The following is a 13,744-nucleotide window of genomic DNA, read 5'->3' on the forward strand; positions in this document are numbered from 1 at the left end:
AGCGATGAGCGATGACAAGAAAATGAGCCTCACGGTAAAAGTGCTGCTGGGCATGGCCCTCGGCATTGTGCTTGGTTTGGCGATAAACCTTCTGGGCCTCGCTAACGAGGGCAGTTTCATCCGGGTTTATCTCATCGATGGCTTCTTCTATGTCATCGGTGCAATGTTCGTAAACGCACTGAAGATGCTCGTGGTTCCTCTGGTTTTCTTCTCCTTGCTCTGCGGCGTGTGTGGCATAGGCGACATTGCCGAGCTGGGGCGTGTAGGTGGGAAAGCGTTTGGTCTGTACATCATGACTACCGCCATCGCCATTGCCATGGCCATTGCTCTGGCGGCCTCAACGGGCATAGGCGAAGGTATGAATCAGGAGACCGATGCCTCGTTTAGTGCGCCCGAAGCGACGCCCATCGCAGAAGTCTTCATTGGCATCATTCCGACCAATCCTGTGCAATCGATGGCCGAAGGCGACATGCTGCCGCTCATCTTCTGGACCGTCATTCTCGGCATCTGCATTCTCAAACTCGGTAATGAAGGCGCGAAAGTGATTCGTGCTGCCGAGGTGGGCAACGATGTCATGATGAAGATGGTCAATATCGTCATGGCGGTCGCGCCCTACGCTGTCTTTGCCCTTATTGCAAAGTCCATGGCAGACCTTGGCATCGAGCTGCTCCTGCAGCTGTTGGGCTATGTCGCGGTGCTGGTGGGCGCGTTGATGTTGCACTTGTTCGTGACGCTCATGATCGTGCTCAAGCTGTTTAGTGGTCTAAGTCCCGCCGTGTTCCTGAAGAAGATCAGAAACGTGCAGGTATTCGGCTTCAGTACCGCCAGCTCCAATGCCACGATTCCTGTTACCCTGAGAACCGTAGTCGACAGGATGGGCGTCAATAACTCCGTTGGTGCGTTCACGGTACCGTTTGGCGCGACCATCAATATGGATGGCACTGCGATCATGCAGGGGGTGGTGACGGTGTTCGTCGCGAATGTGTACGGCATCGATCTCGGTCTCACCGGCTATCTCACAGTCATTCTCATGGCAGTCCTCGCATCGATTGGCACCGCAGGCGTGCCGGGTGTGGGCCTGGTCATGCTATCGATGGTGTTCAGCCAGGTAGGTCTGCCAATAGAAGGTATCGGCCTGATCATCGGCGTTGACCGGCTGATGGACATGATCCGGACCGCAGTCAACGTTTCCGGCGATGCCGTGGTCACCACAATTGTGGCGAAGTCGGAGGGGGAACTCGACCTCGATATCTACAACGATCCGCGGGCCGGGCTGCAGAATATTCTGCCAGACGCGCCTTTGCCCAAGGCTCGTCATACCCAGCCAGTGTGAGCCGAGGGTGGGTTGAGACAGTTCAGGCGAAAAACAGGAAGAGGTGACAGAGCACTACCACTATGGTGAGTCGTAAGCGAAACAGGGCATAGCCGGCTGCCTTCAGACCGCTACGGCCGGAGACGTCGAGCCATCCGAGGGCTGCGAAGTTGATGGATTGTACCAACAGGAACGCGGATACCAACGCTCTGGGGTTGGTATCATGTGTCATGCCATAAGCGAAGGCTGCCCACCCGGCGAGCGCAATGATGTTGCTCAGTACCAGCCACCCCAGGCGAGGGGCGCCACTGCGGATTTCGGATCCCCACCAACTGCCTGCCATGAAGCTCATGATCAGCAGGCTGTAACTGCTGAACAAATGGAACCAGAGCGTCGCGCCATCGATGATGAAGGCCAGTGCCGTGACAACAAAAGGCACCAGGCCCGCGTAGCCGAGCCAGTGATAAGTCTCCGTCTCAGTGGTGGTAATGACCGTTTCTGTACTTGTGCGCATAGTGCTTCCTCCTTCTATGCTGATGCCAGGCATAGCTCACGATCCGTCGATCATGAGGCTTGCCTCACAAGTCGCGGCGATAGCTGAATTCCAATGGTCTATGCTTCGTCAGGTATGACACGTTTCGAAGAGGGTACGCAGAACTTGAACATCTGGCACAACTTGCAGGGAGCTGCTGCAGAGTATCGGGATGCTACGATCGACTGGCTTGGCTCGGCTGAGTTTGCCATTCAGGCCTGCTCGATTCTCGCATCGTTTCTCCTGGCGCTCATTGCTACAGCCATTATCCGAAAGAGCTTCGCAGGCGTGTTTGAGCATCCGACGGCGCCTCTGCTTTCATTCAAGCTCAAGCTTTATAACAAGCAGGATTATCTTCGGCCGCTGCTGAACATTCTGTTTCTGGGTCTGGCCATCGAGCTCACAGATACACTGCTTGAGAGCAATCTGCTGCTGCACTTCGGCCAGTCGATTGCTGTATCGATTTTGCTTTACACCATGGTGAAGCGCAGTATTTCCAATACCATCCTGCGTCGTTTGGTGCTGTGGGTGACGATACCCTTCGCCATTCTCGTGTTCATGAACTGGCTGGATACGCTCACCGGCTGGCTGGCTTCACTCTCGGTAGACATCGGCAGTCTCGAAGTCAGCGCGCTGGATATCGTGAGGGTCGCGATTTTCGGTTCAGTGCTGTTCTGGCTGGGCAAGGTTTCGAACAATGCCGGCAAGCGCATGATCCGCAATCAGGCGGACCTCGACATCGGTACGAGAGAGGTGATTGCCAAGCTGTTTGAAGTGGGGCTTTTCGTGCTCATTTTCATACTGCTGCTGCAGATCATGGGCATCAACATCACAACGTTGGCTGTGTTTGGTGGGGCACTGGCGGTCGGCATCGGTTTTGGGCTGCAGTCGATCGCCTCCAACTTCATCTCCGGTATCATCATACTGCTGGATCGCTCGCTCACGGTTGGCGATCATATCCAGATGGAAGATGGCCAGAGCGGTATCATCACCCAGCTGAACATGCGTTCAACGACGCTGGAAACCTATGACGGCAAAGACATAATGGTCCCGAACGAAAAGTTCATCACCTCGACCTTCGTCAACTGGACCCACAAGAATATCAAACAGCGCTATGACATCAATCTGCAGGTGGCTTATGGCACCGATCTGCACAAGCTGTTCCCACTCTTGCGGGAGGTTTGTATCGCCCATCCGAAGGTGCTGTCCGGTCCTAACTATCCCTATGAGGAGCAGCCTGACGCCGAAATATCCAGCTTCGGAGACTCAGGTATCAACATCCTTATCGAGTTCTGGATGGAGGGCATTGACGATGGTGCAAACCGGGTGGGCGGTGACCTTTTGCTCATGATCTGGGATGTCCTCAACGAGAACGGCGTTGAAATACCGTTCCCGCAACGCGTCGTTCGTATGGTCAAGGACCCGGATGATTCAGCTGGCTGATCGAGCATAGGCCGCCATGGCCTCAGTCAGCTTGGCGAGTTGGGCTGACGAGATCGTATACGGCGGCATGGTGTAGAGCATCTTGCCGAAGGGCCGCAGCCAGACACCATGTTCAGCCAGCAGCGCCTGGGCCGAAGCCACGTCGATGGCCTCATGCATTTCCACGACGCCAATACCCCCGATAACCCGCACGCTCGCCACCGCAGCCAGCTCGGCCAATGGCCATAGCGCCTGCTGGAGGTGCGCCTCGATGCTTTGCAGTCGCGTCTGCCATGGGGATTCGAGCAGCAGTTTGATAGAGGCTTCTGCAACGCTGCAGGCCAGTGGATTTGCCATGAACGTAGGTCCGTGCATGAAAACGCCAGCCTCGCTTTTGCAAACAGTTGCCGCCACATCTGCTGTCGCCAATGTTGCAGCCAGTGTCATATAACCGCCAGTCAGCGCCTTGCCGATCGTCATGATATCCGGCACGAGATCAGCATGTTCGTAACCAAAGAGTTTGCCGGTCCGCCCGAAACCAACGGCGATCTCGTCAAAAATCAGCAACAGGTCGAGCTCTTCGCAAATCTGCTTGAGCTGTCTGAGATAGCAGGGGTGGTAGATGCGCATGCCACCAGCACCCTGAACGATCGGCTCAACGATGACTGCGGCCAGCTCACCACGATGCGTCGCCAGGGTCTGGCGCCACTCGGCAATGAGCGCAGGGTCAGCTACCGGGCAGCCATTTCGGGCTGAGCAGGTACAGCTGCGACCGTCACCAGCGCCAGTGTCGCGAGCAGACTTGCCCATGCAAGCCGGGTCGATTGGTGGTTCTGTGAGGAAAATGTTCTCGGCCAAAAAGCCCTTGAACAGACGATGCATGCCGTTGTCGGGATCTGTCACCGACATCGCCCCGAACGTGTCGCCATGATAACCATAGCGAAAAGCCGCGAAGCGATGCTTGCCTGCTACGCCACGACCCTGCCAGTACTGCAGCGCCATCTTCAGTGCAACTTCAACCGACACGGAGCCTGAATCAGCTAGAAACACGGCTTCCAGTTCCGGTGCTGTGATATCCACCAAGCGCCGTCCGAGCGCAACAGCAGCAGGATGCGTGATGCCACCGAACATGACATGGCTCATCTTCGACATCTGATCACTCAGCGCTGCATTCAGTTCCGGTACGTTGTAACCATGTATGGCACTCCACCAGGACGACATTCCGTCAATGAGCCGCGACCCATCGGCCAGCTGCAGTTCGCAGCCATCGGCTGCAACAACAGGTGCGCAGGGCAGGGGACGGAGCGTGGAGGTATAGGGATGCCAGAGGTGGCGCTGGTCGAACTTGAGGTCTTCAGGCGTCATGGGCTGCTCACTGTCGGATGAGCAGGCATTGTAGCGAATGCGGACACAAAAAAAAGGCGACCCCGAAGGATCGCCTTTTCCAGTATGACGCCTTGGGTCAGCCGGAGCTGACCCGCAGAATTAGAACTGGTTCATCGTGTTGTCTTTACCAGAAGCCTTCAGAGCCGCTTCACCGGAGAAATACTCCTTGTGATCGTCGCCCATGTCGGAACCAGCCATGTTCTGGTGCTTGACGCAAGCGATACCCTGACGGATTTCCTTACGCTGAACGCCTTCGACATAGGCCAGCATGCCCAGGTCACCGAAGTAGCCTTTCGCAAGGTTATCGGTAGACAGTGCTGCAGTGTGGTAAGTCGGCAGAGTGATCAGGTGATGGAAAATACCTGCTTCACGGGCCGCGTCACGCTGGAACGCCTGGATCTTGGCATCAGCTTCTTTCGACAGATCAGACTCGTCGTAATCAACGCTCATCAGGTTCGCACGGTCATAAGAAGACACGTCCTTGCCAGCTTCCTTCCAGGCATCGAATACCTGCTGACGGAAGTTCAGTGTCCAGTTGAACGATGGGCTGTTGTTGTAAACCAGCTTCGCATTTGGAACAACTTCACGGATGCGGTTAACCATGGCAGCGATCTGACCAACGTGTGGCTTCTCGGTTTCGATCCACAGCAGGTCAGCACCGTTCTGGAGTGAAGTGATACAGTCGAGAACTACACGGTCTTCGCCTGAACCTTTCTTGAACTGGAACAGACCACTAGCCAGACGCTTAGGCTTCAGCAGCTTGCCGTTTGCCTTCACCACAACGTCGCCGTTGGCGATGTCTTCTGCACCATTCACGACGTCACCGTCGAGGAATGAGTTGTACTGGTCGCCCAGGTCGCCTGGCTCGTTGGTCACAGCGATTTGCTTGGTCAGGCCAGCACCCAGTGAGTCGGTACGTGCAACGATAACGCCGTTGTCGATACCCAGCTCGAGGAATGCGTAACGAACTGCACGGATCTTCGCAAGGAAGTCTTCGTGTGGAACAGTGACCTTGCCGTCCTGGTGTCCGCACTGCTTCTCGTCAGAAACCTGGTTTTCGATCTGGATACAGCACGCACCCGCTTCGATCATCTGCTTGGCCAGCAGGTAAGTCGCTTCTGCGTTACCGAAGCCGGCGTCGATGTCAGCAATGATTGGCACAACGTGAGTTTCGTAGTTGTCGATCTTGGACTGGATTTCTTTTTCCAGTGAGCTGTCGCCTGACTGGCGAGCAGTGTCGAGCTGACGGAACAGGCCGCCGAGTTCACGAGCATCTGCCTGGCGAAGGAAGGTATACAGTTCGCCGATCAGTGAAGAAACAGAAGTCTTCTCGTGCATTGACTGGTCAGGCAGTGGACCGAACTCTGAACGCAGAGCAGCTACCATCCAGCCTGAAAGGTACAGATAGCGACGCTTGGTCGTGCCAAGGTGCTTCTTGATCGCAATCATCTTCTGTTGGCCGATAAAGCCGTGCCAGCAGCCCAGTGACTGGGTGTACTGCGCAGTGTCCTTATCGTACGCAGCCATATCTTCACGCATGATGTCGGCAGTGTACTGAGCGATGTCCAGACCGGTCTTGAAACGGTTCTGGGCGCGCATGCGGGCAGCGTACTCAGGGTTGATGCTTTCCCAAGTCTTGTTGGCCTGGACGATTTCCTTGAGGGAAGCGATGTCCTGCTGAATATTCGACATGTAATGGTCCTGTCTGGTGAACTTGAACGGCATTGAAGCGAGGGCCGTTGAGCCGATCGCACTTGTATGAGAACGGAGCGAATGATAGGGGATTCATCGGAATAAATGAAATATATATAAAGTATTCCCGGTATCATTCCTGTGAATGATGTGTAAGTTCATGTGCACGATTGTGCAAAATGTGAACTGGTCGATAACACTGGGCCGACAAAGCGGAACAAAAGTGAAACGGACGGCGGAAAGGAAAGACTTTAGCCTGCAGTGTGTGCACAAACCCGCATAGCCAGCTCAATGAGCACAGTTAGAATTGTTCTGATTGAAGGCCATGCCGTTCCCTGAATCAACGTTTTTTAAGTGCTTGCGTATGAGGAATCCCAGCTACAAATCCAGTTCATCAGTATCAATTGGCGTCACGCTCCGTTACGCCGGCGTCTGCCTGACAATGGCTGCTGTCTCCGCCTGCTCGAGTGACACAGACGAGCCGGATCGTGCGGCTGAGGTCGAGGCTCGTTTACAGACGGTGATTCAGAAATACGATGTGCGTGCAGTCGACCCGACGACGCTTGGTGCACCTTCGATAGACGATCCGCTATCGCAGCTTGGCAAAAAGCTCTTTTTTTCCAAGGCACTCAGTGGTGATCAGGATACGGCCTGTGCAAGCTGTCACCATCCTTCACTGGGTGGTGGTGACGACCTGAGCCTGCCAATAGGCGTCGATGCCGTCGATCCCGATCTTCTCGGTCCAGGACGGCGTCATCAGTCATCGGCGGAACACTGGGACGGTGGTCCCACCGTGCCTCGCAATTCGCCAACCGTGTTCAACTTCATTCTATATGAAAAGACGGTATTTCATGATGGCCGAATAGAGGTGGTCGCAGATGGTATTCGCACGCCGAACTCGTCGTTCGGCACAGCGGATCCGCATGCTGGCGAAAGTCTTGCGGCAGCCCAGGCCCGCTTTCCGGTGACTTCGGCTGAAGAGATGCGAGGGTTTCACTTTGCCGCGAACGAGGGTGACGACGCCCGTCTTCTGCTGGGTGCGCGTTTACGAGGAGAGGATGGTGAGCTCGACCAGGTGGCTGTTGACAACTGGGCGGCTGAGTTTGCCGCGGTTTATGGTGCAGAGACTCAACCTGTCGTCAGTTACCAGCGCGTTGCTGCCGCCATAGCGGCCTATGAGAACTCCCAGCTCTTTATAGATAATCCCTGGTTCCGCTACCTGAATGGCGACCGCCACGCGCTATCGCTCTCAGCCAAACGCGGTGCGATCCTGTTCAACACGCCGGCGGCCGACGGTGGTGCAGGCTGCACCAGCTGTCACAGTGGTCCAGCCATGACAGATGAATCGTTCCATGTGCTGGCCATGCCACAGATCGGTCGGGGCAAGGGTGACGATGAGAATCTTCGTGGTGACCATGGTCGCTATAGAGAGTCACATCTGCCAGAAGACAAATACGCTTTTCGTACACCGAGTCTGCTGAACGTATCTGAAACCGGGCCCTATAGTCATGCCGGCGCCTATGCCGACCTTGAGTCAGTGGTCAGGCATCATCTCGACCCGTTAAACGCGCTCGAGAATTACGATATCAGGCAGTTGGACGGGGAGGGCATCCAGAGCGAGTCGCTGATGTACACCGCAGAGGAGTCGATCCTTCAGCTCGAAACGCTCAGGGCTGAGGACAAGAGCAAGTTGCCGCAGGTGCAGCTGGACGATGGCCAGGTCGCTGATCTGATAGCGTTCTTGCAGGCTCTTACAGACCCCTGTGTGCAGGACAGAGACTGTGTCTCGAAATGGATTCCCGGCCCCGAAGACACTGATCCTGACCAGCTCAGGCTCGTGGCAAAAGATCGAGATGGTGAGCTGCTGTAATTTGTTTTCAAGGATTACAGCAGGTATTCTGGTCAAGGAACCTGGCGCGATCCGCGACAGGTTTTCGTCCTGACAAGGACGCCGTCGGAGTATAGCTCAGCCTGGTAGAGCGCTGTCTTCGGGAGGCAGAGGTCGTGGGTTCGAGTCCCCCTACTCCGACCAGTTCTTTTCCCGTCAGTTCCTTTCTTTGCGATGATTTCCCGCGTGGACAGCCATTGCGTGTTCATGCGCCAGTCTGAATTGCTCCGGCATCCGCTTTGGTCTGCCACTCTGCAAATCGATGCAGGCATAACGGCACAAAGCACGGGATAGCGTTTTTCCATCGGCCACACGTTGGATCTGAAAGGCGCGCTCGGAAGTCAGCTTGCCATCGCTTGTGGTGATCCATGTGCCGACCATGATCTCGTCGCCCGCATAAGCACTTGCCAGATAATCGATTTCAGTTCGCACGATAGCCATGGCGCGACCAGTCTCCTCATGGGTCGCCCAATCCATACCCAGCGGCTCGATGTGAGCCCAGCTAGTGGCCTCCATCCAGCGCAGGTAAGTGGCATTGTTGACGTGCCCGAGACGATCGCAGTCGGCTTCCGAGGCGGCAAATTTCATGGTGAAGGGGTGGGGCTGATCCCAGTCTGAGTCGCTGCTCATGATCAGGCTCCCAACAGACTGCCGCCGCAGACTCGCAGTGTTTGACCGCTGATGCCGCTGGCGCCAGGGCTAACGAGAAACTGGATGGCGTCGGCTACATCACGCGGCCTGCCGCCCTGCGAGAGCGCGTTGAAGCGCCTGCCGGCTTCACGCACGAGTAGAGGCAGTGATGCCGTCATATCTGTTTCAATGAAGCCAGGTGCAACAGCGTTCACGGTAATGCCCTTTGCGCCGAGTTTCACGGACTGCGCTTTCACATAGCCAATGAGTGCCGCTTTGGTGAAGGCATAGTTGGTCTGGCCATAGTTGCCGGCAATGCCGCTTATCGAGGATAGACACACGAGACGCGCTTCGGGTGCGATCAGATCATGATCCAGCAGGGCAGCATCAAGCTCGAGAATCGCCGCTAGATTCACAGCCAGCACAGCATCCCATTGCTTGGCTGACATCCTCGCCAAGGTTTTATCCCGGGTGATGCCCGCGTTATGCACGATGACATCCAGCTTGCGCTTGTTGCTCTTGCACCAGTCAGTGAGCGCAATGGCGGCGTCAGGTTGTGTGATGTCCGCAAGGACTGCCGTTCCGCCAATATCAGCTGCGAGGGCATGGAGCTTCTCCGCCTGACCGGCCGTGTCCAGACAGATCACGTGCGCGCCTTCACTGGCGAGGCGTCTTGCAGTCGCGGCACCGATACCGCCCGCTGCGCCAGTCACCACCGCAGCCTTGCCCGACAGTACGGCAGTGGCAGGTAAACTGGCAGGCGCTGGAACGCCGCAGCTGATATGCAGGCGCTGGCCGGTCACATAGCTGCTGTGGTGGCTCAGGAAATAAGCAACGGGTGAATAGAGCCGGTGCTGGCAACCCGGATCGACCTGCAGCAGGTTGACAGTGGCGCCGCGCTTGCCAACTTCTTTCGCCAGCGATTTGGTCAGCCCTACGAAGCCCTGATTGAACGCAGCAAGTGCAGCATCCTCTTGCGCACTCGATGCGCCGGTGATCAGGAGAACCCTGCCGTGCTTGCGCAGTCGCGGCAGCGCAGCCTGAAGCTGTTCGAACAGCGAGCGCAGGGCCTCGACGGAGTCGCAGCCATTGGCGTCGAGGAGGATACCGTCCAGCAGAAGACCATCTCGGACCTGATTGCCCCTGATCAGACTCTGCCCGCCTAACTGTTGAATTACAGGCGTAAGCTGAGTGCTCTGTTCGGGCACCACGATAATGCCAATGGTCCGGTTGGAGAGGGGTTTCTCTGCATAGGCGCCATCACCACGCTTGAGTTTCACGGGCGTCGGCAGGCCCAACTGCTTAAGCAGCTTTCCGCCGAGTCCCTGTTGTGCCACCGCCAGTAAAATGTCTGTCATTTAATTCGCCGCTCCTGCGCGCCATGTTCTGGAAAATTTGCGACCACCGAAAGCGCTCGCGCTGGCCAGAGTATCTGAAACTTGATAGTGACGAGGCAATACCTTTTGCCGGGATGTCTGCAAGACCCCACCTCAGGCAGGGGTTCCGATGCTGGCGACTTCTTCAGCAGTCAGTGCTCGCCATTCACCAGGCGCCAACGCGGGGTCCAATCGGATGTCGCCCATGCTCAAACGATGAAGACTGGTCACCCGGTTCCCTCTGGCTGCGAACATGCGTTTTATCTGGTGATAGCGGCCTTCCGTGAGTGTGACGAAGCATGATTTCGCGTTCAGCGGCTCGAGCAGAGCGGGGCGGGTTGGTGCGCCTTCACCATTCAGGAACACACCAATATCGAAAGCGATGATGTCGGCGTTGGTGATGGGTTCCGCTGTCTCGACCTGATAGGTTTTGGTCTTCCTGCCCGGGGTAGTCACCGCATGATTCCATTGCCCGTCGTCCGTGATGAGGACAAGGCCGGTGGCATCCTTGTCGAGGCGGCCGGCCGGCTGCAGGTTGCGATGGCGAAGGTCAGGCGCCAGTAAGTCGATGACTGTCTTGTGGTCAGGCTCGTCAGAGCTGCACACCACATCCTGCGGCTTGTTCATCATCAGATAGATGTAGTCTTCGTGAACAAGTTGCTCACCATCGAGGCTCACGACATCAGTGTCTTTGACCTGATAGGCAGCCTTGGTCATGACATGGTCATTGACGGTGACGCGTTTGTCCTTAAGCACGCGGCCGACCTCCGATCGCGAGAAGGGCGTGTTGTGACTGATCAGTTTGTCGAGTCTCATTGTTCCATTCCAGTTGTGAGCGTTGGGCCTCAGTTTTTTTGCAGTGTACGCCATGAACAGGACAGTGGGGCTCATATGCAGTGATTAGTGCCATCAAAAAATCACTGGTTTTCCATCGGAGTTTGGAGGACGATGGAACGGTCTCAATCAAGGATGACATGAAGATGCTCCGACTTGTCCCCTCCTCGCAAGCTCTCAAATCCAGCGTCTCTCTCTGCCTGGCGCTCACCTCATCAAGTGTGCTGGCAGAACTACCTCAAGCCTATACAGTAACGGACATTGGCAGTCTCGGCGGCTACAGTGTACCGCACTCGATCGATGAGAGCGGACGAATCACCGGCTACAGTTATACAGCTGCCGGCGTCAGGGCATTCAGCTGGACCCAGACTGGTGGAATGGTCAATCTCGGTTCCCTGGGTAACGACAAGAGTATTGCCTACGATTCGAATGAAACAGGCGAGGTTGTCGGGACCAGTATCGTGAATGGTCAGTACCGCGGCTTCATCTGGCGCGCTGATACCGGTATGACTGCTGTGCCCTGCCCACCCGCAGCGACCTGCAGCGCGCGTGGTATCAATTCCGAGGGTGTGGTCACTGGTTATACCCAGATCCCCGGCGGTCCCTATCGGCCTTTTCGCTGGAGCGGTGGTGATTCGCTGGACTACCTTCCAACGCTTGGTGGTGCCCACGCTTACGGAGCTGGCATTAATGCCGATGGGAGCGTCACAGGCGTCGCCTACACGGCTGACCCTCTGCCGCATGCCTTTGTGTCCGATGAAGCGGGTCAGCTAAGGGATCTTGGCTCGCTTGATGGCAGCACCAGTTACGGCAAGGCCATTAATAGCTTGGGTCACGCTGTCGGCTATGGCGCTGATCGCGGAAACAAGGGCGCGTTTTTCTGGTCGCCTGAGTTGGGCATGGTTGCTCTAGGCACGCTCGGCGGGCCGAACAGCTACGCCAAGGGCATCAACTCCGAAGACCTTGTCGTCGGTCAGAGCCAAACAGGCGCTCGGGCAACCGGATTTGTATGGACTGCGGCTACGGGCATGCTCGACCTCAATCAGATGCTATTGGGAGAGGAGGTCTGGTTCATCACCGCTGCCCTGGATGTCAACGATAGCGGTCAGATCACCGGCTTTGGCAAGGATAGTCGTGGTCGCATCCGCACACTCCTCCTGAATCCCGTCTACTAGGTTTGTTCCGCGGATGATGCATCCAGTTCTGAAGCCCGGGGCATTACTTGCCCTGGCAATCCTGTCATCGATTATGCTGGCCAGTTGCGGTGGTGGAGGCGGGGGCTCGAATGAAAGGCCCATCACCGCATCTGGTGACCCAGAGACGCCTGAGCCGGTGGCGCAGAGTTGTCCGGCCACTTTCGATGCTGCCGGTGTGCCTACGCAGTGGAGTTTTACAACGCTGTCCGAGCAGCGTGTGAGCAATGGCGATAGCGGCTTCCGTACGCTCGAATACGTCCGAGCAAGTGCAGATCAGACCAACAGCTACTTCCTCTACTTTCCGTCGGCTGACCCGCTTGCCCCCGTCATCATCCTGAACGAGCCCTACGACGGGATCAGCTGGACGGACGAAGGCGTAGACGCCAGTTTCGCTACGCTTGGCCCCGGTAGGCACCCCGACATATTTGCGCCGGCCTATAACGGGCAGGATCTCGTACGGTACACGCCTGAGACTTCAGCGCCCGATGGTGGCTCGCTTCGCGCATCCGTGAGTCTCTGGCTGGAAAGTGGCTTCGCGATCATCAAGACCTATGGGCGCTTTTACGCAGGCGGCACCCTGGCCAACGACGTCAGTGACGCCGTGGCGCCGTGGTACTTCATCGCGGCGCGGCCTGAAACTTTTGCAGGGCGCCAGGTCTTTTCGACTGGCGGCAGCTGGGGCGGCATGATGGCCTTGTATGGTGCTGCCGCTGCGCCGGAGGTCGTTCAGCCGACTGCAATAGCGGTCACATCGCCTCCCAATGATCTGCCTGCAGTCAGAGGCTATGCAAGCGAGCTTGAATCCGCTGAACCAACAATGAGGGAGGAGATACAAGCCTTCTTTTCCCCGTATGTCAGGCGCATCAATGCGTCAATTACAGTCGGGTCGCAGGAGGTGTCGTCTGCCTTCAGTGCCGAAACGCTTTGTCGCTGCCTACCAGATCGTGTGCTGGTCGCTCATGATGACGCTGACACCATTGTGCCCGTGGCCCAGACCGAGCAGCTTCAAGCGGCGTGTCCTGAGCAGGTTCAGCCAATATTCTGGAAACGGACGAGTCCACCTTCAGTCGAAGCGGCTGGTTTGTCGCACGGTGATTTCGGTGGCCGTAGCAGTGCGCCAGATGTCAGTACATTGCTGAGTGCCTGGATGCTGTCTCAGGCCGAGGTAGGACCCGTCGTGGTGAAAGTCGATCCCGAGAGTTTTCATGGTTTTCTGAGCATGGTAGCGGCAGCCCGGAGTCGAGGAGAAGATGTGTCCTACGCGGTAGCGGCGCTCAAGCCACTGATTGCTGAAAACATACGACTGCGTGCCAGTGACGGCTCGAGTGAAATCCAGACGGGCGCGGCTTTTCTCGCTACGCTACTCGAGGTCAGGTTCGGTCTTGAGGTCACGGCTGAATCTGTCAGCAGTGCACTTGCAGCAGATCAGCTGCCGTTTTGATCCATACGATCAGCTGGCGGCAAATCATGTTTTTC

At 56.5% G+C, this 13,744-nt stretch carries 11 protein-coding genes and 1 tRNA gene; 6 read left to right on the forward strand and 6 right to left on the reverse strand.

The genetic code is table 11. From position 1 onward, the window contains the following. The first annotated feature begins 4 nt into the window (after positions 1-4). Positions 5-1,333, forward strand: a complete 1,329-nt coding sequence (locus tag ACH3PB_RS18405; RefSeq protein ID WP_416396906.1) for a dicarboxylate/amino acid:cation symporter — start codon at positions 5-7, stop codon at positions 1,331-1,333. A gap of 22 nt (positions 1,334-1,355) precedes the next feature. Here ACH3PB_RS18405 and ACH3PB_RS18410 read toward each other — a convergent pair whose 3' ends face one another. Next, positions 1,356-1,826 (reverse strand): DUF3429 domain-containing protein, encoded by a 471-nt coding sequence (locus tag ACH3PB_RS18410; RefSeq protein WP_416396907.1) that lies wholly within the window; start codon positions 1,824-1,826, stop codon positions 1,356-1,358. 114 nt (positions 1,827-1,940) lie between these two features. Between ACH3PB_RS18410 and ACH3PB_RS18415 the strand changes: the two genes are divergently transcribed. Next, positions 1,941-3,287: a mechanosensitive ion channel family protein gene (locus tag ACH3PB_RS18415; protein WP_416396908.1), complete on the forward strand. Its 1,347-nt coding sequence runs from the start codon at positions 1,941-1,943 to the stop codon at positions 3,285-3,287. On the opposite strand, the gene bioA is transcribed toward ACH3PB_RS18415, so the two are convergent. Next, the gene (gene bioA / locus ACH3PB_RS18420) at positions 3,276-4,631 is read right to left on the reverse strand and encodes an adenosylmethionine--8-amino-7-oxononanoate transaminase (RefSeq protein ID WP_416396909.1); all 1,356 of its coding nucleotides are present in this window, start codon (positions 4,629-4,631) and stop codon (positions 3,276-3,278) included. The genes ACH3PB_RS18415 and bioA overlap by 12 nt on opposite strands. 120 nt (positions 4,632-4,751) lie before the next feature. After that, a complete protein-coding gene (locus ACH3PB_RS18425; RefSeq protein ID WP_416396910.1) occupies positions 4,752-6,344 on the reverse strand; it encodes an isocitrate lyase in 1,593 nt (530 codons plus the stop codon). Positions 6,345-6,786: 442 nt separating this feature from the next. On the opposite strand from ACH3PB_RS18425, the gene ACH3PB_RS18430 reads away from it, so the two are divergent. Beyond that, positions 6,787-8,214, forward strand: coding sequence for a cytochrome-c peroxidase (locus ACH3PB_RS18430; protein ID WP_416396911.1), 1,428 nt, complete (start codon positions 6,787-6,789; stop codon positions 8,212-8,214). An 85-nt stretch (positions 8,215-8,299) separates the two neighbouring features. Further along, positions 8,300-8,376: transfer RNA gene (locus ACH3PB_RS18435), tRNA-Pro, on the forward strand. Positions 8,377-8,388: 12 nt separating this feature from the next. Here ACH3PB_RS18435 and ACH3PB_RS18440 read toward each other — a convergent pair. From ACH3PB_RS18440 to ACH3PB_RS18450, 3 genes are all read right to left on the reverse strand, one after another. After that, on the reverse strand, positions 8,389-8,862 hold the full coding sequence (locus ACH3PB_RS18440) for an acyl-CoA thioesterase (protein ID WP_416396912.1): 474 nt from the start codon (positions 8,860-8,862) through the stop codon (positions 8,389-8,391). Between the two features lie 2 nt (positions 8,863-8,864). Then, complete coding sequence (locus tag ACH3PB_RS18445) at positions 8,865-10,220, reverse strand: 3-oxoacyl-ACP reductase (RefSeq protein WP_416396914.1); 1,356 nt, start codon at positions 10,218-10,220, stop codon at positions 8,865-8,867. Between the two features lie 132 nt (positions 10,221-10,352). Continuing rightward, a complete protein-coding gene (locus ACH3PB_RS18450; protein WP_416396915.1) occupies positions 10,353-11,054 on the reverse strand; it encodes a pseudouridine synthase in 702 nt (233 codons plus the stop codon). A gap of 164 nt (positions 11,055-11,218) precedes the next feature. Between ACH3PB_RS18450 and ACH3PB_RS18455 the strand changes: the two genes are divergently transcribed. Further along, entirely contained in the window at positions 11,219-12,247 is a 1,029-nt protein-coding gene (locus tag ACH3PB_RS18455) for a hypothetical protein (protein WP_416396916.1), read from the forward strand. Between the two features lie 13 nt (positions 12,248-12,260). After that, complete coding sequence (locus tag ACH3PB_RS18460; protein ID WP_416396917.1) at positions 12,261-13,709, forward strand: alpha/beta hydrolase family protein; 1,449 nt, start codon at positions 12,261-12,263, stop codon at positions 13,707-13,709. Positions 13,710-13,744 lie beyond the last annotated feature (35 nt).

This window comes from Allohahella sp. A8 (genome assembly GCF_047946665.1).
In the GTDB taxonomy this organism is placed as follows: Bacteria; Pseudomonadota; Gammaproteobacteria; order Pseudomonadales; family Oleiphilaceae; genus Allohahella.